This window comes from Asinibacterium sp. OR53 (assembly GCF_000515315.1).
Classification (GTDB): Bacteria; Bacteroidota; Bacteroidia; order Chitinophagales; family Chitinophagaceae; genus Sediminibacterium.
On sequence record NZ_KI911562.1, the window covers coordinates 2,967,663 to 2,987,667 of the forward strand.

The 20,005-nt window shown below is 46.7% G+C and carries 20 protein-coding genes; 10 read left to right on the plus strand and 10 right to left on the minus strand.

What is annotated here, in order from left to right; genetic code table 11:
• Positions 1-9: 9 nt before the first annotated feature.
• Positions 10-2,571 (minus strand): DNA gyrase subunit A, encoded by a 2,562-nt coding sequence (gene gyrA, locus SEDOR53_RS0113135; protein ID WP_026770142.1) that lies wholly within the window; start codon positions 2,569-2,571, stop codon positions 10-12.
• Positions 2,572-2,635: 64 nt separating this feature from the next.
• On the minus strand, positions 2,636-3,352 hold the full coding sequence (locus SEDOR53_RS0113140) for a head GIN domain-containing protein (RefSeq protein ID WP_026770143.1): 717 nt from the start codon (positions 3,350-3,352) through the stop codon (positions 2,636-2,638).
• A gap of 69 nt (positions 3,353-3,421) precedes the next feature.
• On the opposite strand from SEDOR53_RS0113140, the gene SEDOR53_RS0113145 reads away from it, so the two are divergent.
• Positions 3,422-4,732 (plus strand): saccharopine dehydrogenase family protein, encoded by a 1,311-nt coding sequence (locus SEDOR53_RS0113145; RefSeq protein ID WP_026770144.1) that lies wholly within the window; start codon positions 3,422-3,424, stop codon positions 4,730-4,732.
• Here SEDOR53_RS0113145 and rnr read toward each other — a convergent pair.
• The 6 genes from rnr to SEDOR53_RS0113175 are packed head-to-tail and all read right to left on the minus strand — an operon-like array spanning position 4,716 to position 10,399.
• The gene (gene rnr / locus SEDOR53_RS0113150; protein ID WP_026770145.1) at positions 4,716-6,719 is read right to left on the minus strand and encodes a ribonuclease R; all 2,004 of its coding nucleotides are present in this window, start codon (positions 6,717-6,719) and stop codon (positions 4,716-4,718) included. The two genes, SEDOR53_RS0113145 and rnr, sit on opposite strands and share 17 nt — an antisense overlap.
• Before the next feature lie 2 nt (positions 6,720-6,721).
• The gene (lpxK, locus tag SEDOR53_RS0113155; protein WP_026770146.1) at positions 6,722-7,807 is read right to left on the minus strand and encodes a tetraacyldisaccharide 4'-kinase; all 1,086 of its coding nucleotides are present in this window, start codon (positions 7,805-7,807) and stop codon (positions 6,722-6,724) included.
• Positions 7,797-8,366, minus strand: coding sequence for a 5-formyltetrahydrofolate cyclo-ligase (locus SEDOR53_RS0113160; protein WP_026770147.1), 570 nt, complete (start codon positions 8,364-8,366; stop codon positions 7,797-7,799). Before SEDOR53_RS0113160 ends, lpxK begins: the two co-directional genes overlap by 11 nt.
• A complete protein-coding gene (bioD, locus tag SEDOR53_RS0113165; RefSeq protein ID WP_026770148.1) occupies positions 8,363-9,019 on the minus strand; it encodes a dethiobiotin synthase in 657 nt (218 codons plus the stop codon). Before bioD ends, SEDOR53_RS0113160 begins: the two co-directional genes overlap by 4 nt.
• Before the next feature lie 2 nt (positions 9,020-9,021).
• Positions 9,022-9,561 (minus strand): RsmD family RNA methyltransferase, encoded by a 540-nt coding sequence (locus SEDOR53_RS0113170; protein ID WP_026770149.1) that lies wholly within the window; start codon positions 9,559-9,561, stop codon positions 9,022-9,024.
• The gene (locus SEDOR53_RS0113175) at positions 9,542-10,399 is read right to left on the minus strand and encodes a DUF3822 family protein (protein WP_026770150.1); all 858 of its coding nucleotides are present in this window, start codon (positions 10,397-10,399) and stop codon (positions 9,542-9,544) included. Before SEDOR53_RS0113175 ends, SEDOR53_RS0113170 begins: the two co-directional genes overlap by 20 nt.
• A 59-nt stretch (positions 10,400-10,458) precedes the next feature.
• On the opposite strand from SEDOR53_RS0113175, the gene SEDOR53_RS0113180 reads away from it, so the two are divergent.
• The 7 genes from SEDOR53_RS0113180 (at position 10,459) to SEDOR53_RS0113210 (ending at position 16,427) form a co-directional block, all read left to right on the plus strand.
• Entirely contained in the window at positions 10,459-11,796 is a 1,338-nt protein-coding gene (locus SEDOR53_RS0113180) for an MATE family efflux transporter (protein WP_026770151.1), read from the plus strand.
• A 42-nt stretch (positions 11,797-11,838) separates the two neighbouring features.
• Positions 11,839-12,351 (plus strand): antitoxin Xre/MbcA/ParS toxin-binding domain-containing protein, encoded by a 513-nt coding sequence (locus SEDOR53_RS0113185; RefSeq protein WP_026770152.1) that lies wholly within the window; start codon positions 11,839-11,841, stop codon positions 12,349-12,351.
• Positions 12,352-12,365: 14 nt separating this feature from the next.
• Positions 12,366-12,821 carry an RES family NAD+ phosphorylase gene (locus SEDOR53_RS17980; RefSeq protein WP_037361286.1) on the plus strand — a complete coding sequence of 152 codons (456 nt, stop codon included), beginning with the start codon at positions 12,366-12,368 and terminating at the stop codon, positions 12,819-12,821.
• Between the two features lie 69 nt (positions 12,822-12,890).
• The gene (locus tag SEDOR53_RS0113195; protein ID WP_026770153.1) at positions 12,891-13,910 is read left to right on the plus strand and encodes a LacI family DNA-binding transcriptional regulator; all 1,020 of its coding nucleotides are present in this window, start codon (positions 12,891-12,893) and stop codon (positions 13,908-13,910) included.
• An 84-nt stretch (positions 13,911-13,994) separates the two neighbouring features.
• Positions 13,995-15,068 carry a phosphotransferase enzyme family protein gene (locus SEDOR53_RS17985; protein WP_051416645.1) on the plus strand — a complete coding sequence of 358 codons (1,074 nt, stop codon included), beginning with the start codon at positions 13,995-13,997 and terminating at the stop codon, positions 15,066-15,068.
• Positions 15,069-15,095: 27 nt separating this feature from the next.
• Positions 15,096-15,401 carry a hypothetical protein gene (locus SEDOR53_RS0113205; protein WP_026770154.1) on the plus strand — a complete coding sequence of 102 codons (306 nt, stop codon included), beginning with the start codon at positions 15,096-15,098 and terminating at the stop codon, positions 15,399-15,401.
• Positions 15,402-15,413: 12 nt separating this feature from the next.
• Complete coding sequence (locus tag SEDOR53_RS0113210) at positions 15,414-16,427, plus strand: isoaspartyl peptidase/L-asparaginase family protein (RefSeq protein ID WP_026770155.1); 1,014 nt, start codon at positions 15,414-15,416, stop codon at positions 16,425-16,427.
• A gap of 17 nt (positions 16,428-16,444) precedes the next feature.
• On the opposite strand, the gene SEDOR53_RS0113215 is transcribed toward SEDOR53_RS0113210, so the two are convergent.
• Positions 16,445-17,230, minus strand: coding sequence for a universal stress protein (locus tag SEDOR53_RS0113215; protein WP_026770156.1), 786 nt, complete (start codon positions 17,228-17,230; stop codon positions 16,445-16,447).
• A gap of 35 nt (positions 17,231-17,265) precedes the next feature.
• Positions 17,266-18,648: an HAD-IB family phosphatase gene (locus tag SEDOR53_RS0113220; protein ID WP_026770157.1), complete on the minus strand. Its 1,383-nt coding sequence runs from the start codon at positions 18,646-18,648 to the stop codon at positions 17,266-17,268.
• Between the two features lie 181 nt (positions 18,649-18,829).
• Here SEDOR53_RS0113220 and SEDOR53_RS0113225 point away from each other — a divergent pair, with 181 nt between their 5' ends.
• Positions 18,830-19,147: a hypothetical protein gene (locus tag SEDOR53_RS0113225; RefSeq protein WP_037361289.1), complete on the plus strand. Its 318-nt coding sequence runs from the start codon at positions 18,830-18,832 to the stop codon at positions 19,145-19,147.
• A gap of 99 nt (positions 19,148-19,246) precedes the next feature.
• On the plus strand, positions 19,247-19,954 hold the full coding sequence (locus SEDOR53_RS0113230; RefSeq protein ID WP_026770159.1) for a copper homeostasis protein CutC: 708 nt from the start codon (positions 19,247-19,249) through the stop codon (positions 19,952-19,954).
• Positions 19,955-20,005: the final 51 nt, after the last annotated feature.

Sequence of the window (20,005 nt, forward strand, 5' to 3'; positions counted from 1 at the left end):
TTCTCTTAATTACAAAGGCTGTGCCTGATTTTCAGCATTTTCATCGTCAGCATTGCCTGCCGACTCATTATCAGGTGTTTCTACTTCTTCCTCCTGGTCTTCTATTTGAGATATCGCTGCAATTTCATCGCCTTCATCTATGCGGATCAGTTTAACACCTTGTGTGGCACGTCCCGCTTCCCGGATATCTACGATACCGGTACGGATGGTAATGCCCGATTTGCAAGTGATGATCAGGTCTTCTTTTTCTGTTACGTAAAGTATACCTACCAGGCTGCCTGTTTTATCGGTAACATTGATGGTCTTCACTCCTTTTCCTCCCCTGTTGGTGATGCGGTATTCATCTACCTGTGTACGCTTACCAAAACCTTTCTCGCTTACCACCAATATAGTGCGGGTAGTATCTTCTTTATTGATGCAGATCATACCAATCACTTCGTCTTTCTCATCATCCACTTCTATACCTGCCACACCAATAGCGCCGCGTCCGGTTGCCCTTACTTTTTCTTCAGGGAAACGGATGGCCCTTCCACTCTTCACGGCCAGCATGATCTCTGAATGTCCGTTGGTCATTTTTGCTTCCAGCAGTTCATCGCCCTCCACAATGGTAATGGCATTAACGCCGGTAGCGCGCGGACGGCTGAAATCTTCGAGTGAAGTTTTCTTGATCACGCCTTTCTTGGTACACAGCACAATATAATGGCTCTCTACAAATGCTTTGTCATCCAGGTTCTTCACGTCGATGATGGCTTTTACCTTATCGTCGTTCGGTATCTGTATCAGGTTCTGTATTGCCCTGCCCTTGCTCTGCTTATCTCCTTCCGGTATTTCATACACACGCAGCCAGTAACAACGTCCTTTTTCGGTGAAGAACATCATGGTATCATGGGTAGATGCTACAAACAAATGTTCTACATAATCTTCTTCGCGGGTTTTGGAACCTACCGCTCCCCTGCCTCCGCGGCGCTGCTGGCGGTATTCGCTGGCTGAAGTGCGTTTGATATAACCTAAGTGCGAAATAGTAATGACCACATCTTCTTCTTCAATGAGGTCTTCAATCCGCATTTCATCAGCGAGGTATTGTATTTCTGTTTTTCTTTCGTCGGCGAATTTGTCTTTTACTTCCTGCAGTTCTGTCTTGATAAGATCATAACGCAATCCTTCATTGGCCAGCAGTTCTTTTAGCTTGCCGATCTGTATCATCAACTGATCGAACTCTTCGCGGATCTTGTCGCGCTCCATGCCGGTAAGCCTTTGCAGCCTCAGTTCCAGTATGGCTTTGGCCTGTATTTCATCCAATCCCCATCCTGCATTGACCAGGTTTTCTTTGGCCGCTTCAGGCGTAGATGAACTGCGTATCAGCTGAATCACTTCATCGAGGTGATCGAGTGCAATGAGGTATCCCTGTAAAATATGCGCACGCTCTTCGGCTTTGCGCAATTCATAACGGGTGCGGCGTATCACTACGTCCATCCTGAATTCGATGAATTCGGCAATGAGGTCTTTCAGGTTCATCACCCGCGGCCTTCCTTTGCTGATGGCCACATTATTGATACCGAAACTGGTTTGCAGTTCGGTGTATTTATACAATTGGTTGATGATGACCTGTGCCACGGCATCGCGCTTGAGGTCAAGCACAATACGGGTTCCTTCGCGCATGTTGCTTTCGTTGTTCACATGCGCTATGCCTTCGATGGTTTTATCGTTCACGAGCTGTCCGATCCTGTCGGTCAGCTTGTCCCGGTTGACGAGATACGGTACCTGTGTAATCACGATCTGTTCCCGCCCGCTGGCCTTGGTATCTACATGGCATTTACCCCGCAACACCACTCGTCCCCTTCCGGTGATAAGGCCCTCGCGCACGCCTTCCATGCCATAGATCACGCCGCCCGTAGGAAAGTCAGGAGCTTTTACATAATTCAACAGTTCTTCTACTGCTATCGCCTTGTTGTCGATATATGCAATGCAACCATCCACCACTTCACCCAGGTTATGGGGCATCATATTAGTGGCCATACCCACGGCAATACCCGATGAACCGTTTACCAGCAATTGCGGTATACGGGTAGGTAATACGCTGGGCTCTGAGAGCGAGTCGTCGAAGTTGAGTTGAAAATCTACAGTCTCTTTTTCGATATCATCGAGCATGGCTTCGGCCACACGCTGCAGCCTCGCTTCGGTATAACGCATGGCAGCAGGCATGTCCCCGTCCTGGTTACCGAAGTTACCCTGGCCGTCTACCAGGGTATAACGCATGGTCCAGTCCTGCGCCATACGCACCAACGTATCGTAAATGGAAGCATCTCCGTGCGGATGGTATTTACCCATTACTTCCCCCACAATACGGGCTGATTTTTTATAGGGCTTATTGCTGTGGTTGCCCAGCTCATTCATGGCGTAGAGCACGCGGCGATGAACGGGTTTGAAGCCATCCCGCACATCGGGAAGGGCCCTTCCTACTATGACCGACATCGAATAATCGATGTAAGCGGTCTTCATTTGCTCCTCTATATTGACCTGTATGATACGATCGTTGTCGTTCGTCTGTTCGGGTAAATGGTTTTCTTCCATGAATTCGTTCTCGTACTTGATTTTAGCAATTTCAAGAACGGCGAAGATACCTTTTTTGGCCCTTTCAGCCCACTTTTTTTACGTCCGATCCACCGCTTTTTGAACTGGTTACAGCAGCGCTCCCTTTGTAGTACACATCGCTGCCGCCGCTGGCTTCGGCTTTGATTTCTTTGTTCACCGTAACATATACATCACTGCCCCCGCTGGAGTTCACGGTACAGTAATCGCTGGTGAGGTCATACGCATGCACATTGCTGCCCCCGGAGGCATTCAGGTTCAGTTTTCCCGCCTTACCGGAAACCGATACACCGCTGCCTCCACTGGCTGAAAAAGCCAGTTCGTTCATGGCTACCCTCCCTTTGAAATCGGCGCCGCCAGAAAGTGATACATGCATTGTGGAACCATTCAGCGTGCCATCAACCTGTACATCCGATCCGCCGGAGGCCGATAGCGCATTGATTGTTTTGGCCGATACATAGGCTTTCATTTTCCTGCCGCCTCTCCAGTTGATACCAGGGCCTTTCTTTTCGTAATATATTTTCAGCACCCCGTTTTCTACTTCGGTAACGATCCTGTCGCGGTCTTCGTTGTTCTCGGCACTAACCGCCACGGCCTCGGTATTGCCCTGGCTCAGGTAAAGGTCTATACCCCCGGATATTTCAATGGCATGAAAACCACTTACCTGCCGGCTAACGGCATTGGCATCTTTTACTGTTTTTTGGCTATAGGCAACCGACAGGACCAATCCCCATAAGGCAATGAGCAGAAAACGTTTTTTCATAACGGTGTTTTTTGCCCATACGATCCAATGCCTGTTTTGTTACAGCCATTTGTAAATATATTTGGTGATATGAATCCAGCCAGGCATATCCTGTTATTAGGCGCCGGGAAATCGGCCACCGTGCTCATCGATTACCTGAAAGAACAGGTATCGGATCGGAATTGGCAACTTACCGTAGCCGATCATGACCTTGCATTGGCTTCCGGCAAAGTAGGCATGCACGCGAATGCCCGGGCTGTTCAGCTTGATATCCTAGATCTTACACGGCGCCATGAACTGATCAGTGAGGCCGATGCAGTGATCTCTATGCTGCCTCCTGCCCTGCACTTGCTGGTGGCAAAGGATTGTCTTGTATTGGGCAAACACTTGCTCACTGCGTCTTATATCGATCCGGAGTTGAAAACATTTGAAGAGGATATCCGCAATAAAGGATTATTGTTTCTATGTGAAATGGGACTCGATCCCGGCATCGATCACATGAGCGCCATGCAACTGGTCCACGAGATCAGTAATGCCGGTGGTTTTATCAGAAGTTTCAAATCACATTGCGGCGGACTGGTAGCGCCAGAGAGTGACAACAATCCCTGGCATTATAAGATCAGTTGGAACCCGCGCAATGTTGTATTGTCGGGCAAAGCCGGCGCGATATGGCGTGAAGGAGGTGCCACCAAAGAACGGACTTACCCCAACATGTTCAGCAACTGCGAAGAAGTTAACATAGATGGTCTGGGTAAATTAGCCTGGTACCCGAACCGCGATTCGCTGGGTTATATTGATACGTATGGATTAAACAATGTGGATACATTTCTGCGCACTACTTTACGCTACCCCGATTTTTGTAACGGATGGAATTGGATCGTGCGATTGAAACTGACAGATGAAACCATTGTGTACCCAACCGATCGTATAACAATTAAAACATTCCTGCAACAACACTTGCAACATCACCAGCTTAATTTTTCCATAGCAACGTTGAACGACCCGGTGGTGCAGGAACAATTCCGTTTCCTCGGCTTCGATTCCGATGAAACGCTGGATCGCGGCAATTGTACGGCTGCCGATATCATGCAATATTTACTGGAAAAAAAGCTGGCATTGCAACCGCGGGACAAAGACATGATCGTGATGTTACATGAAATTGAGTATGAACTGAAAGGCAAAACCCATTCTATTAAAAGTTCCCTGGTAGTAAAAGGTGAGAACAGCTTACATACCGCCATGGCTAAAACTGTAGGATTACCCCTGGGTATGGCAACCATTTTGTTGCTGGAAGGTAAGATACCAGAGAGAGGATTGCATATTCCCATCGCTCCTGCTATTTACCAGCCGGTACTGACAGAACTGGCCAAGCGGGGAATCAGTTTCAGTGCTTCTTCTTGACTTTTGACTTCTTAATTTTGAGTTTTTCATCGCCGCCATCGATCACCCACTCATAATCCAACTGTCGCTTTTCTAAATTAGCAGCGATCACTTTGATCCACACTTTATCACCCATCCGGAACTGGCGGCCGCTCCTTCTGCCTACCAGGCTGTAATCACTTTCTACCAGCCGGAAATCATCGTAGTCTGAAAGACTCACCAGGCTTACAAGGCCTTCGCATTTATGTTCGATCGTTTCTACCCAGAAACCAAAACCGGCAACACCACTCACCACACCCTCGAATGTTTCGCCCAGGTAATTGCGCATGTATTCTACCTGTTTGTATTTGTTGCCGGCGCGCTCGCATTCCATGGCCGCTCTTTCACGCTCGCTGCTGTGCTTGCATTTCTCTTCCATTTTTTTATCGATGATGGGCTTCTGTTGCAACACGGATTCCAGCACGCGGTGCACCAACACATCGGGGTAACGGCGTATGGGTGAAGTAAAATGACAGTAGTGTTCAAAGGCCAGTCCATAGTGACCGATGTTTTCGGTGGTGTACACCGCTTTGGCCATGGTACGGATACCCAATTGTTCCAGCACATGTTGTTCGGGCTTGCCCTGTACATCGTGCAGCATTTCATTGAAGCTTTTGGCAATGGTTTCGGGTGAACTGATATTGAACTTATGTCCGTATTTTCTTGCGAAGTCCATAAAGGGCCGCAGCTTCTCTTCATCGGGCTGGTCGTGCACACGGTAAGGGAAAGGAATAGGCTTTTTGTTCACTTCCAGCTTGGAAACATTTTCCGCCACCGTTCTGTTGGCCAGGAGCATGAACTCTTCTATCAACTGGTGCGCTTCCTTGCTTTCTTTCACCACAATACCAATTGGCTTGCCTTTTTCATCGAGCTTGAACCGCACTTCCTGCGAAGAAAAATTGATGGCGCCTTTGCTGAATCTTTTCTTCCGGAGGCGCTGGGCCATATCATTCAGCAATAATATCTCTTCCAGGTACAACCCTTTTTTATTTTCAATGATCTCCTGCACGTCTTCGTAAGTAAAGCGATGATCGGAATGGATCACTGTTTTACCCAGCCAGTATTGTTTGATTTCTCCTTTTGTAGTCATCTGAAAAATGGCAGAGAAAGTGAATTTGTCCTCATGCGGACGCAACGAACACAATTCATTCGAGATACGCTCCGGCAACATCGGATTCACACGATCGGGCAGGTAAACGGAAGTAGCGCGCTTGTATGCTTCCGCATCGAGTTCGGTATCGGGGTGTACATAATGACTCACATCGGCAATATGAACGCCTATTTCATAATTCCCGTTTTTGAGTTGGCGTATCGACAGGGCATCGTCGAAATCCTTGGCATCCACCGGGTCGATGGTGAACGTGAGCACATCGCGACAATCTTTTCTTTTAGCTATCTCTGTCTGTGCCAGTTGTTCGGGCAATCGTTCCGATTCTTCCAATACATCTTCCGGAAAAAACAAGGGGAAGCCCGCCTGCGCCAGCAATTCTTTCATGGCGGCATCATTCTCATCTTCCGGATGCATGATACTTACCACTTCACCCACCGGCTTTTTGTCTTCCTTATCCCATTTCACCAATCGCACCACTACCCTGTCTTTGTTTTGGGCTCCGTTGATTGCTGTGAGAGGTATGAAGAGATCCGGCATGGGCTTGTCGGTATCGGGAATAAAAAAAGCATAATTGGTAGAGAGTTGCAGGTGCCCGATGAACTCTGTTTGTTTGCGCTCTACTACTTCCAGTATCCGTCCTTCTTTTTTGCCGGTGCGGGTGTTCTCTTTTACAACTTTTACCCTTACTACATCTCCATTCAGGGCTGTATTAAAGTCACCGGGTCGCACTAATACATCCCCGCTGCCATTTTCTACTATCACATAACCCATACCAGACCTCGTTACTTCCAGTCGTCCTTTGATCTGTTGAACCGATACGGTCTTTGTTCTTTGCTTCTGTTTTGATTTCTTCTTCATATTCATACTATCTGCTGGTGACTAAAGTTCCTGATAAAATCAGTAACCGCCGCATTAAATTGTTCACCTTCTTCAAACAGGAAACGGGGTTCAATGGGCAATACATACATGGGCAAGCCGGCCAGGTCTTCTGTGAATTTTGACAAACGCACGGCGTCTTTTTCTGTTGTGAGGATCAGTTTATCCCGCGCGTGGATGTCCCTGAATTTTTTTTTGATATCGTTGAGGTCATCAATGGAAAAAATGTGATGGTCTGAATAATCCTGCTGATAATAGGTATGTGTATGCTCGAGCAGGTGATCTTTCAGTGGTTTGGGATTGGCAATACCGCACACCAGCAATACCTCATCCTGTTGTGTAAGTGGCCATTCATCATTCCTGTCGCAGATGTGATAAGGGATGCCATACGCAATGGTAGTAAAAAATATGCGCTGATTTTCTGTAGGATGCAGGCTGCGTATGATCTTCTGCTTTTTCTCCAAGCTCAGGTCGGCCGGACATTTGGTTACCACGATCACCTGCGCTCTTTTAGCCGAAGACCTTTCATCGCGCAGGTCGCCCGTGGGAAGAAAAAAGTCATGCGTGTACAGGTTACTGTAATCCGTTAATAAAATATTGAACCCCGCTTTTACAGAACGGTGCTGGAAAGCATCATCTAGAATGATGGCTTGTAACCAGGGAGCATCCTGCAACAATTGCGGTATAGCCACCAGCCGCTCTTCGCCAACTGCAACAGGTATATCGGGGAATTTGATGTGGAACTGCATGGGCTCATCGCCTATTTCCAGGGCGGTGGTATTGGCATTGGCCAGTGCATAACCCCTGGTCTTTCTTTTATAGCCCCTGCTCAGCGTACCTACTTTAAACTGCGGTTTCAATAACCGTACGAGGTATTCTACCATGGGCGATTTACCGGTTCCCCCTACCGCCAGGTTACCCACACATACCAGTGGAAAATTGAAGTCGGCAGATTTGAGGTAATTTTTATCGAAGAGGCGGTTGCGTATGTACACGATGCAACCATATACAAGCGCTACCGGCAAAAGCAAAACACGGAATGATTTGAGAAAGATCGTGTTAAAATTCATAGATGTGTTGCGGTGTGATACAGAAAGACAAAGGTACATCAAATTGATCTCTGTCTGAGATGTACGCTACCGGTTCAAAATAAGACAATCCCATTTTAACAACATCTTTCCTGCATTGCGACAGATACCGGTCGTAAAAGCCCTTACCATATCCTACGCGGTATCCTTCCGCATCGCAGATGAGCATGGGTACCAGCACCATGTCTATTTCAGAGGGGTCTATGATCGTTCCCTTTTGTGGTTCTGTAATACCCCATTCATTGGTGCGATACACAGTGTCTTCATCAATGAGCATCGCCTGCATCTGGTGCGTATGCATATCGCTTACCGGATACGTGATCCTGAGTCCGGGTAACAGGTGCCGCAGGTAACTGCTGAACAGGTGCGTATTGGGTTCCCCTTTTTCGGCCATGGGCCAGTAAGTAAGTAAACTGTGAATGCCTCCGTAATCGAAATCCTGGAATTGCAGCAGCATCAGGTCATCCAGCCGGAGCCTTTTTTTCGGATCCTCGGCTATGCGTTTGGCTTTGTATATTTTCCGGAGTTCCTGTTTGGTCATGTTGTTGGATGGATGGCTTTCATCAATGCGGGCTTCATTTGCAAAGCTAATGCTTGAATGGCTGAACTGCTAATTTCCTCCAGGCGATGTATGGCGCCTAAAGAAGGATAGCCTGTCCAGTCAACGATCTCCTGCTCGTACTGCATGTAATCATCGTTGAAGATCCATCCCAATACGGGAATGCCGTAAGTTCTGCAACAGTTCGCCGTCATCAGGGAATGGTTGATGCTTCCCAGGTAGTTCCTGCTCACTAGTATCACTTTTGCGCGCAGCGCCAGGATCATATCTGCCACCGTTTCATGTTCATTCAATGGCACCAATAAACCGCCTGCTCCTTCTATTACCAAAGGTTTATTGGGAATGCTATTTTCTATGTTGATGGCGGCTGATTGAATGGTTGCCAGGTCAATCGTCAGCCCTTCATTGCGTGCTGCAATATGCGGGGAGGCTGGTGTGGACAGCTTGTACACTTCGGGGTGTATCGTTGTTTGCGGATTACTGACCAGGCTGCCAACGGTGAGCATGTCTGTCCCGGCTGCATAACCCGCCTGAACAGGCTTCCAGTAATCAGCGTCCAGCGCTTCTGTTACCACAGCCGCTGCAATGGTCTTTCCTACATCGGTACCGATGCCTGTAATGAAAATTGGGTTCATAATTATGAGCAAACAAAAAAAGAAAACAAAGTGGTTCCATAATTCCGTACGAAGCTGAATCCTTCGAAACGTTCGTAGGCATTTCGGGGTGTATGTTCCAGCACAAAAAAACCACCCGCATTGATCATTTTTTTGGCAACGATGATCTTCGGCAGTTCATCAATGGTGCCGAGTGCATAGGGCGGTCCGGCGAAAATAAAATCAAAGCCATCATTCACTGAATCCAGGTAGGAGAACACATCCATCTTTAATACCCGGCAATTGTCTACCCCCAGCGTGTCTATGTTCTTACGGATGAAAGCATGCATCGCATTGTCCTTCTCTATGATGGTAAGATCAGCGGCACCGCGTGAAGCCAGTTCATAACTGATGCTGCCTGTTCCGCCAAAAAGGTCGAGGGTTTTGGCTCCTTCAAAATTCATGCGGTTCTGCAATATGTTGAAGAGGCCTTCCTTGGCAATATCGGTAGTGGGACGGGTATGCGGCATATTAGCAGGCGGATTGATTCTCCTCCCCCCCCATTTACCTGATATGATCCTCATAATCGGCCAGTTTAAAGAACGGGGTGAAATAATGTGATGGATAACCCGCGTCTGCTATTTTCTGTAAGATATCACCAGCCACCATTTCGTCGAGATGCACCGTTTGAAAAAGTTGTACAAGCCGTTGGTGCAGCTCTCCATCACGATCGAAAAAGCCGCTTACTTCCACAGGTATCGATGAAGGAGGCAATGCAAATTGCTGTGCGGTATTCAGCAGGTAATACAATATATCTTCTGCTGTCTGGTATTCGAATGATTGTACCAGTTGCAATTGCTGATCGTTGATCAACACCAGTACCAGGTGATGACTATAGAATTGCAATTTCATGAACTTACTGTCCTGCCAGTGTCCCGACAAAACATCTTCCAGCAACGGAGCATATACATGATGCACTTCGTGTGAGGGAAAATAACGTCCTGCCAGTTCATGGATGTTTCGTTGTATGCGGTACGCATTCAGGAACTGGTCTTTTGCACCTATTTTGTCGTATTTGAGTTCATGCCATTCCGATTCTCCATACAATAAAGAAAGATGATCCTCGGCCGCTACAATATTCTTTTGCTCTCCGGGCATGAGCATGGCCTCCTCGAAATTATAAAACAGGCGGATGCTGCTGCAAAACTGCTGCAATATGGTGGAGTACTGCCTGATCTCATAAAACACATCATTCCACTCCTGCGGTGTTTCATCAAGCTGGAACAATTCAAAAGCTTCCACTTCGTCCGTCTCTGTGTTTTTAATCATGCAGGCGAACTGGTGCCGGCCAATTTCTACCACCAACTGTTTGTCAGTTGTCACACTGTCTTCACAATAAAAACCAACGATCTTTCTGGCCATCTGTACGTGTAATTGCTATGCAATGATATAAAAAAGTTAAGAGTTAGCTTTGCCTTTATATGAATTTACAGGTTAAGGTCACTAACCGCCAGATACTGAGCATTGCCCTGCCGATATCTGCTTCTATAGTGGTACCGCAGATCAATTTTATTACCAACAATATTTTCCTGGGCGGACTGGGACAAAAATCCCTGGCCCTTGCCGGAATCACGGGTGTGTATTATCTCATTTTTGCTGTTGTGGGCCATGGGCTCAACAATGGCTTACAGGCGCTCATTTCCAGGCGCGCCGGCGAGAACCGCATAGACGCCATTGGCAACCTGTTCTGGCAGGGCGTACGTATTTCATTGGTATTTGCGGCCATTGGTATCCTGCTTACCTGGCTGGTGGCTCCCAGGGTGCTGCACTGGTCGCTGCATGATGAAGAAGGGGTAAAAATGGCGGTGCAATTCCTGAATATACGCATCATTGGCTTACCCTTTCTCTATGTATACCAGATGCGTAACGCCTTGTTGGTGGGCACCAATCAAAGTAAGTACCTGATCCTTGGAACGGCTACGGAAGCTGTAGTGAATATTTTTTTGGATTATTGTTTGATCTACGGCAAGATGGGACTGCCTGCGCTTGGATTCAACGGAGCGGCTTATGCATCGGTTGTTGCAGAGATAGCCGGACTGGTTGTTATTTTCATCGTTATCCATGCAAAAGGAATCAGCCGGCAATTACAACTTTTTCGCAGTTGGGGATTTGATGCCGCCAATACAAAACTGATCCTGAAACAATCTTCACCGCTGATATTGCAGCATACCATTAGTATTACCAGTTGGGAATTCTTTTATATCCTGATAGAGCATCATGGCGATCAGGCCCTGGCCGTATCCAACACCATGCGAAACATTTTCGGATTCTTTGGATGTTTCACCTGGGCTTTTGCTGCCACCACCAATACCATGGTTAGTAATATCATTGGTCAGGATATACACCACCGGGTAATAGAATTAATCCATAAATTAATTAAATGGAGCGTGGGATTCGCGCTGATTGTTTGTGTATTCTTAAACCTGTTCCCGCATGCCTGTTTGTCTATTTACGGACAAGGCGAAGATTTTATCCAGGCGGCTATTCCGGTATTGCGTATTGTATCGTTTGCTTTAGTGCTGATGTCTGTTTCAGTGATCTGGTTGAATGCAGTTACCGGTACTGGTAATTCTAAAATGAACCTCGCAACAGAAACTGCTGCAATCATTTTGTACTGCATCTATAACTATATAGTGCTTGAGAAGCTCAACCTTCCCATTACCTGGGGATGGGCCAGCGAAGTGATCTACTGGTCTACCCTGTTAATTCCTTCATTCTGGTATATGCACAGCGGGCATTGGAAAACGAGAAAAATTTGACCAAAAGACAAAATTCCATTAAATTTGGGAAAAATGTCCACTATGGATACAAGCGTCATTCATACCCCAAAAAAACGCAGCTCCCGGAAATTACTCGATCAACTGGAGCAGGCAGTGAAAAAAAGCAGTTCAGCTAATCTTATCGCATGGGATATCCTGGGAGGCAGTTCATTATCTGCGCCCTTGTCAATGAACGACTTTGTAAAAGCAACCGATAAGGGCATTCCCAAACGTGCTGTCATGAACCTGGCTGAAGTCATGGACGTACCCATGAAAGAAATGGCGCCTCTTTTAAATGTCTCCTATAAAACACTGAGTAGAAAAAGAACCACAGATGTGTTAGATGCCCTAACATCTTCCCTTTCCATAGAACTTGCAAGCACAGTGGCAAGAGGTTTATCGCTCTTTGAAAGCCGTGAGAAATTCAACCACTGGTTACAAAAAAAGAACAGGTCATTGGATGGCTTTACACCGTTCCAATACCTGAATACCCCTACCGGTATCAGAACCGTCAACCGCATCCTGGGCAGGTTAGAAGAAGGCATTTACACTTAATCCGGTGGTTGTTTATGTTTGTTTACCGCATTGTAAAAAGCAAAAAGAGAACAACCGATCTTTCCGGCATCGGCGCCTTTTATGAAGGCGGCCGGTGGAACAATGAAGGGGTATTTGCTTTATATACCAGTGAGCACGAAGCGCTTGCCCTGCTGGAAGTACTGGTGCATGTGCAGGAAACGGAACTGCCACCGGATATGTATGTTACCAGGATTGAAATAGGTGACGCTGCTCCGATACTCGCCTATCCCGACAAAAGACTCCCAAAAAGCTGGCGCATGCCCGGTAATATTGCACTGAAGACACTGGGCGACCGGATACTTGAATCGAATGAATACATTGGCATCAAAGTACGCTCGGCTGTAATGCCTACTGCTTACAATTATATATTGAATCCCAGGTATCCGCGTTATTACGACCTGGTGAAAGTAAAAGATGTATATCGGCTGGAGGTGGATAAACGGCTGTAAAGAGATAATCGAAAGATGTCGTAATATTCATATTGTGTTAACTTTACCCCTCCGCCACAAATCACTGCCATGACCAAACCAGCCACGCTTAAAGAAATTGCCCGCAGACTCAATGTTTCCGTATCTACGGTCTCACGAGCCCTGCACGATCACCCTAGTATCGGCCTGCGTACCCGTACACAGGTGCATCAACTGGCGCAGGAACTCAATTACGAGCCAAACAAAACCGCTATTTTCTTTAAGCAGGGCAAGACATTCACCATTGGCGTCATCCTGCCCAATTTGTCGGAAGAATTTTTCTCCATGGCCATTACCGGTATCGAACAAACCGCTCTGAAACATAGCTATAATGTACTGATGGGCCAGTCGCACGACTTGCCCGAACTGGAAAAACGGATCACTGCTACCATGAAAGACCACCGGGTAGACGGATTGATCATTTCCCTGGCGAAGGACAGCAAAGATTTTGAACATTTCAACCAGTTGGATAAATACAATATTCCCGTTGTATTCTTCGATCGCATTCCTCCCCAGAAGACTGCGCACTATGTGAGCTGCAACCTGCGTCCGGGTATTTCGCAGGCCGTGCAGTTCCTCATCAAAAAAAGTCACAAACGCATTGCATTGATCAACGGGCCATCCTCATTGCTGGCTACCAAAGAGCGCATGGAAGGATATACTGCAGCACTGCACGCCAAGAAGATCAAGATAGATATGGGACTGGTGGTATCCACCGATCTTTCTACCGGCGGAACAGAAGATGCCATGAAACAACTGCTGGCATTGAAGAACCCGCCAACGGCTATTATCACGTTCAACGATTATGTGGCCCTCGACGCCATCCGTTATGCCCGCAGGCATCATAAAAAGATCAATCAGGATCTTTCTTTTGTCAGTTGCGCCAACCTGCCCATCACCCATTATCTCGATACCCCACCGCTGGCATCTGTAGAACAGTTCCCGCGCGAACAAGGTGAAAAAGCCATGGAGATCATGCTGCAACTGCTTACCCGAGGCGAAGAACTCAAACAAAAGGGACAGTTTTTTCAAACAGAACTCGAAAGTCGCCTGGAATTGATCGAACCTTGAAAATAACGCAAACGTTTGAATGAGTTTTCTTGCATGAATCCCTTTTATTTTTGAAACAGCAGTTTTATCAAGCTGATCCCAACTATGCTCGCAACTGTTTTAGCACAATATGGCCTTGCCGATACCCATTGCAGGGTGCTTCCTTTTGGAACCGGCCTGATCAACCGTACCTGGAAAGTAGTAGATGACACGCAGGAATACATCCTGCAAAAGATCAACGGGCAGGTATTCAGCAACCCTGTACACATCAGTGAGAATATCAGCGCGCTGGCCGATTATTTTGATGCGCACCATCCCGGCTACCTCTTCGTAAAACCGGTTAAGACCTTGACAACCGGAACCGGTTATGTACTGTATGAAAACGATTGTTACCGGCTGCTTCCGTTTGTACCCGCTTCCCAAACTTATGATACTGTTTCAACGCCTCAGCTGGCATTTGAAGCCGCACAACAATTCGGACGGTTCACCAGGTTGTTGAGAGATTTCGATGCTGCATCCCTGCACATGACCATCCGCGACTTTCATAACCTCACTTTACGTTACAGGCAACTGGAGCAAGCCATTGAACAGGGCAATCCGCAAAGGATCAGGCAGAGCCGGGAACTCATCGATTTCCTCCAGTCGCAGCACGGGATCGTGAAAGCTTATGAAACATATACTTCACAAAAATTGTTCAAACTGCGTGTAACGCATCACGATACCAAGATCAGCAATGTATTGTTTGATACAGAAGGCAAAGGGCTTTGCGTGATTGACCTGGACACCGTGATGCCCGGTTATTTCATCAGCGATGTGGGCGATATGATGCGCACCTACCTTTCGCCTGCCAGTGAAGAAGAGACTGATCGGGAAAAGATCATCATCCGTGATGAATTCTTTTACGCCATCGCCGGCGGCTACCTGGGTGAAATGCAGGATGAAATGACGACAACAGAAATCGATCATTTCGTATTTGCAGGTAAATACATGATCTATATGCAGGCCATCCGCTTCCTGGTCGATCACCTGAACAACGATGTTTATTACGGCGCCCGCTACGAAGGCCATAATTTCAATCGCGCCGCCAACCAGGTAACTTTGCTGCAGCAACTATTGTTGAAAGAAAAGTTGTTCAGTGATTTTGTAATATCGAAATCCTACCTGCAAACGCAGGGATAATTCCGTACCTTTCCACAAAATCTGCACATGCCTGCTTACGACACCCTCGTGGAAGCATTGAATGATGCTAAAAAAAGAGGATACACTACCGACTTCAACCTGGAATTCGATGCGTTGAAATGCAAAAACACAGGCAACAGCCTCAATCCTTCTCAATTTGAAATTGTTGAGTTTTACCGGTTTGAAGGTTTTACCAATCCAGATGATTCCAGTATTCTTTATCTCATCGAATCGAAAGACGCTACAATGAAAGGTGTGCTGGTAAGCGCTTATGGCGTTTATACAGACCCCATCAGCGACAGCATGATCCAAAAATTAAAAGTGCATCACTAATATCCCCCTATCATGTTACATAGAAGACGTTTTTTGCAATTGGGGTCACTCGGACTCTCTGCTTTTTCATTTTCATCTTTCCGTATGCCTGCCGCTTCACGCAAGCCTATCGTGATCTCTACCTGGGATGCAGGTATCGAAGCGAATAAAGCCGCCTGGAAAATATTGCGCAATGGAGGCCGTGCACTCGATGCCGTAGAACAAGGGGTAATGGTAACGGAATCCTCTTTGAATTGCTGCGTAGGGTTGGGTGCCAACCCCGACCGCGACGGACATGTAACCCTCGATGCATGTATCATGGATGAGCATGCCAACTGCGGCAGCGTTGCTTTTCTCGAACGCATAAAACATCCTGTCTCTGTAGCCCGGCGTGTAATGGAAAAAACACCACATGTAATGCTGGTAGGTGAAGGCGCGCAGCAGTTCGCTGTTGCCGAAGGCTTTCCGTTAGAGCCGGACAAACTCTCCGATGATGCTAAAAAATCTTACGAGAACTGGTTGAAGAAAAGCGAATACAAACCCGTCATCAACATTGAGAATTCAAAAAAATCAACTGCAGCAGTACCCACGCGTTTGGAAAATGGCGACTGGAACCACGATACCATTGGTATGGTGGCCATGGACGCAGAAGGCAACCTCAGCGGCAGTTGTACCACCAGTGGTATGGCTTTTAAAATGAGAGGCCGCCTGGGCGACTCTCCCATCATTGGTGCAGGATTGTATGTTGATAACGAAGTGGGGGCCGCCACGGCCACCGGCCAGGGTGAAGACGTGATACGTATTTGCGGCACCCACCTCGTAGTTGAATTGATGCGCCAGGGATTGTCTCCCGAAAACGCCTGCAAGAAAGCAGTAGAACGCATCATTAAGATCAAAGGAGCCAAAGCCAAAGAGATACAGGTTGGATTCATTGCCATCAACAAGCGCGGTGAATATGGCGGCTATTGTATCCAGAAAGGATTCAATTTCGCCGTATGTTATGCAGATGACAAGAATTTCCTGGTAGACGGCAAGTATATTTTATAATACTGCGCGGCTTAATCTTAATCCATCGTCAGCACCGGCATCCTTGAATGATAAGACATTAATTTCCTGGTAATCCTGTTCCAGAATCCCGGCATGCAGAAATCCTTGATCGGATTGATCATGATCAGGTCGGCATTGATCCTGCCAGCAAAATTAAGCGTGCTGGTAGCCAGGTTTTTTCCTTCCAGTATGATCGATTGCACCGGTATGGTTGTGATGCTCTGGATCACATTCAATGTCTCGTTCAGTACCGGCAAGTTGTATTCACCGGTGCCCTTATTCCGGAGCGATACCAGGTAGATCGTGGATTTAAAATGTCTTCCCAGCAAAGCGGCCAGCTTGATACGACTCAAAGGAATATGGTCATTCAACGGTAATATGATTTTCTTGAAATGGTGCACCAATCCGCTCGCCCTTACCGCCAACACCGGCACATTCGCCTTGCGCGATAAGCGGCTGATGGAAACAGAAGACAGTACCCTCTCAAAAAAATTGAACCGCGACAACCCTACGATTACCAGGTCCATCTGGAAATGCGTGATGTAATCCGACAATTGCTGATACGGATTTCCATGAAGCATACTGATCTCCATACTACCTTCCCCGCATAGATGGTCCTTATAATGCTCCTTCATCGTCAACAATCGCTCACCAGCCAGCTTTGGTTCGTCGCCATTCAGCACATGCACCAAATGAACATTGCAGTGCAATGAATTGGAAAGTTCAATGGCCTTGGCAATAGCCCACTCGTTCTTGCTGGTAAAATCCACCGGCACGAGTATGTTATACAGGCTGTTTGTCATAAGGTAGTTTTTAAGGGTGATGAAATAGTTGTTTGTTATTTTACGAACTCGAATAATGACCTGAAACTCTTTTCCCGGATGACTTTCGCCGCTACTTTTTCCAGCAACTTTTCTTTCGCACAAAAAGCCACTCCTATTCCCGCATGTCCAATCATGCATAAATCATCCCTACTATCTCCCACCGCGATGCAATTACGGAACTGCACATTAAATTTCTCACACACATATTGCAACGCATTGGTTTTACAAAATGCATGTCCGCATACACTCTCCGGAGAAGCGAAATAACTCGATGGCATATTAACCTCACCTGTTGCTTTTCCATCGAAGAATTCCAACTGGTTGGCAACAGCGAAATCCGCATCCACATTCTTTATTATATAATTGGTAACAAGGGTGTAACCGTGACTGATGAGCCCAACCAGGTACCCCTTCTCTTTCAACCCCCGGACAGTTTCCTTGAAATCTGCAACCATTTTTATGCCATGAATGGTATTCAATAAAGCGTCCATGCTTATTCCTTTCAACAGCAAGCCAATGCGTTTTGTAAGAATTAAAGGATCTTTTTCGTGCTGCCGGAGGTCCTCAAGTTTCGCCGTGAAACCATATTCCCGCGCACATACATCGATGAAGCGGTCTGTCAGCACCGTATCATCCACATCGAATACAGCCAGGCGTTTGTGTTCAGCAAGGTTTTCCTGCAATGCCTCATGCATCGCATTATTGATCTCTTCAATCGAAGCCACATCCTGGTTTGTAGCCTTTGCGGAACTGTCTTCTTCCCTGGCTTTGCTGATGATGGCCTTGGCCACTTCCTTACTCATCTTGCCAAGTCCTTCCCAGGACTTACTCTTGTTCTCGATATAACCAATGTTTACTTCCTGTATCCTTGCTTTCATCAGGTACATATCGAGGAATATGCCAATATCTACTCCATAATCATTGAAGAATTCCAGCTTTTTAAAGAATTGTTTTTTTCCTGCGATCATACCGCTCAGCGGCTGGGCAAAGGACGACAGGGCTGGAAAAAAAATGGCCAGCAAGGGCTTGGCTACCAGCTCGGTAACCCTGCCTGCATTGCGACTAAAACCTCCTTTTACAAAATCAGCTTCATCTGCAATCAGCGGAGCAGTCAATGCATCAATAGTATTAATGGGATAAGGATCAATATCGCCATCCAGGAACACAATGATCTCATGTTTCGCGGCATCAACACCTTCTTTCATGGAGATGCCTTTTCCCCTTGCCGCACTTTTCAACACAATGGCGCCAGCTTCTTTTGCAATTTCAGCAGTACCATCTTCTGAAGTATCGTCTATCACGATCACTTCGTCTACATGCCGCTCTTGTTTACAAAATTGAACTACCTGCCGGATTGTATTTGCCTCATTCAAAGCAGGAATGACTACTGTAACCATAATTTCCATTTTTATGCGTTAGACCTTCGCAGGCCCGACATTTCGCGGATAGCGCTTCAAAACATATACCACAATCAGAGAATACGAGCATTATTTTTTTATTTTTTTTATCAAATTGCTTTCTCCGGCGGCATGATAGTTGGGTTGTATATCTCTTTGTCATCCAAAAATTTACCACGCCATGAAAAACAAAAAACTGAGCCTGTTGGCCATCGCTGTGATTACAGCCGGATTATTTGCTTTTAAGCCTTTTTTGGGCGGAACCGTTAAAGGAACCGTCGCCCCACCCGAAGCGGGTGTAAGAGCCTGGGTTTTATCTGCTACAGATACGCTCAAGGCCAGTGTAAACCAAGGTTCGTTTGAAATTGCCGATGTAAAGCCAGGGCTTTACAAGCTAATCATCGAAGCCAAACCTCCATTCAAAAATACGTCAAAAGACGGAATTCAAGTAACCGACGGAGGTACTGTTGATGTTGGTGAAATAAAATTGAGCCAGTAGCAATGCATTATTTGTTGTGAGCTGTTTGTTGTTAGATTGTTAAAAGAAGTTGTTTATCTTGGCCGCTTCTAATAACAAACAGCTCACAACTTATTATTCATGCTCGAAATCGCTGTATTTAATATTCAATCTGCTTTACTGGCCGCTACAGCGGGCGCGCACCGCCTCGAATTATGCGAGAACCCCTACGATGGAGGCACCACCCCCTCTTATGGTACGTTGAAAACAGTAAGAGAAAAAATTTCCATTCCTGTTTTCCCGATCATTCGTCCGCGTGGCGGTGATTTTTTATACAACGATGCGGAATACGAAGTGATCTGCAAAGACGTACAACTTTGTAAAGAGTTGGGCTTTGACGGAGTGGTGATTGGTTTGTTGCATGCAGACGGAAGCATTGATAAAGAATGGACAAAAAAACTGGTTGACCTCGCTTACCCCATGGAAGTTACTTTTCACCGGGCATTCGACCGTGCTGCTCATCCGTTGCAGGCTTTGGAAGACATCATTGCATGCGGATGTAATCGTATTTTAACGAGCGGACAGGTACCCAATGCCTGGGATGGCCGCGAGTTGATCAAACAGTTGGTAGAAAAAGCAGATGACCGCATCATCATCATGCCCGGCAGTGGTGTGCGCAGCAGCAACATCAAAGCCCTGGCCGATTTTACCGGTGCAAAAGAATTGCATTCATCCGCAAGGGAGCTCACTCCTTCCGGCATGCAATTTCAAACTACAAGCATGCAGGAAAATTTGCAGAACACGATCGTAGATACCACAGAGATCAAAAAAATGCTGGCTGCTTTGTGAACATCAGGGAGCGGCATTGCAATGGTTCTGATAATATCAGTACATTTAAGA

Bases quoted from the DNA above. Each gene is read 5' to 3' on its own strand.
- gyrA (WP_026770142.1), bottom strand. From the start codon at position 2,571: ATGGAAGAAAACCATTTACCCGAACAGACGAACGACAACGATCGTATC.
- SEDOR53_RS0113140 (WP_026770143.1), bottom strand. From the start codon at position 3,352: ATGAAAAAACGTTTTCTGCTCATTGCCTTATGGGGATTGGTCCTGTCG.
- SEDOR53_RS0113145 (WP_026770144.1), top strand. From the start codon at position 3,422: ATGAATCCAGCCAGGCATATCCTGTTATTAGGCGCCGGGAAATCGGCC.
- rnr (WP_026770145.1), bottom strand. From the start codon at position 6,719: ATGAAGAAGAAATCAAAACAGAAGCAAAGAACAAAGACCGTATCGGTT.
- lpxK (WP_026770146.1), bottom strand. From the start codon at position 7,807: ATGAATTTTAACACGATCTTTCTCAAATCATTCCGTGTTTTGCTTTTG.
- SEDOR53_RS0113160 (WP_026770147.1), bottom strand. From the start codon at position 8,366: ATGACCAAACAGGAACTCCGGAAAATATACAAAGCCAAACGCATAGCC.
- bioD (WP_026770148.1), bottom strand. From the start codon at position 9,019: ATGAACCCAATTTTCATTACAGGCATCGGTACCGATGTAGGAAAGACC.
- SEDOR53_RS0113170 (WP_026770149.1), bottom strand. From the start codon at position 9,561: ATGAGGATCATATCAGGTAAATGGGGGGGGAGGAGAATCAATCCGCCT.
- SEDOR53_RS0113175 (WP_026770150.1), bottom strand. From the start codon at position 10,399: ATGGCCAGAAAGATCGTTGGTTTTTATTGTGAAGACAGTGTGACAACT.
- SEDOR53_RS0113180 (WP_026770151.1), top strand. From the start codon at position 10,459: ATGAATTTACAGGTTAAGGTCACTAACCGCCAGATACTGAGCATTGCC.
- SEDOR53_RS0113185 (WP_026770152.1), top strand. From the start codon at position 11,839: ATGGATACAAGCGTCATTCATACCCCAAAAAAACGCAGCTCCCGGAAA.
- SEDOR53_RS17980 (WP_037361286.1), top strand. From the start codon at position 12,366: ATGTTTGTTTACCGCATTGTAAAAAGCAAAAAGAGAACAACCGATCTT.
- SEDOR53_RS0113195 (WP_026770153.1), top strand. From the start codon at position 12,891: ATGACCAAACCAGCCACGCTTAAAGAAATTGCCCGCAGACTCAATGTT.
- SEDOR53_RS17985 (WP_051416645.1), top strand. From the start codon at position 13,995: ATGCTCGCAACTGTTTTAGCACAATATGGCCTTGCCGATACCCATTGC.
- SEDOR53_RS0113205 (WP_026770154.1), top strand. From the start codon at position 15,096: ATGCCTGCTTACGACACCCTCGTGGAAGCATTGAATGATGCTAAAAAA.
- SEDOR53_RS0113210 (WP_026770155.1), top strand. From the start codon at position 15,414: ATGTTACATAGAAGACGTTTTTTGCAATTGGGGTCACTCGGACTCTCT.
- SEDOR53_RS0113215 (WP_026770156.1), bottom strand. From the start codon at position 17,230: ATGACAAACAGCCTGTATAACATACTCGTGCCGGTGGATTTTACCAGC.
- SEDOR53_RS0113220 (WP_026770157.1), bottom strand. From the start codon at position 18,648: ATGGTTACAGTAGTCATTCCTGCTTTGAATGAGGCAAATACAATCCGG.
- SEDOR53_RS0113225 (WP_037361289.1), top strand. From the start codon at position 18,830: ATGAAAAACAAAAAACTGAGCCTGTTGGCCATCGCTGTGATTACAGCC.
- SEDOR53_RS0113230 (WP_026770159.1), top strand. From the start codon at position 19,247: ATGCTCGAAATCGCTGTATTTAATATTCAATCTGCTTTACTGGCCGCT.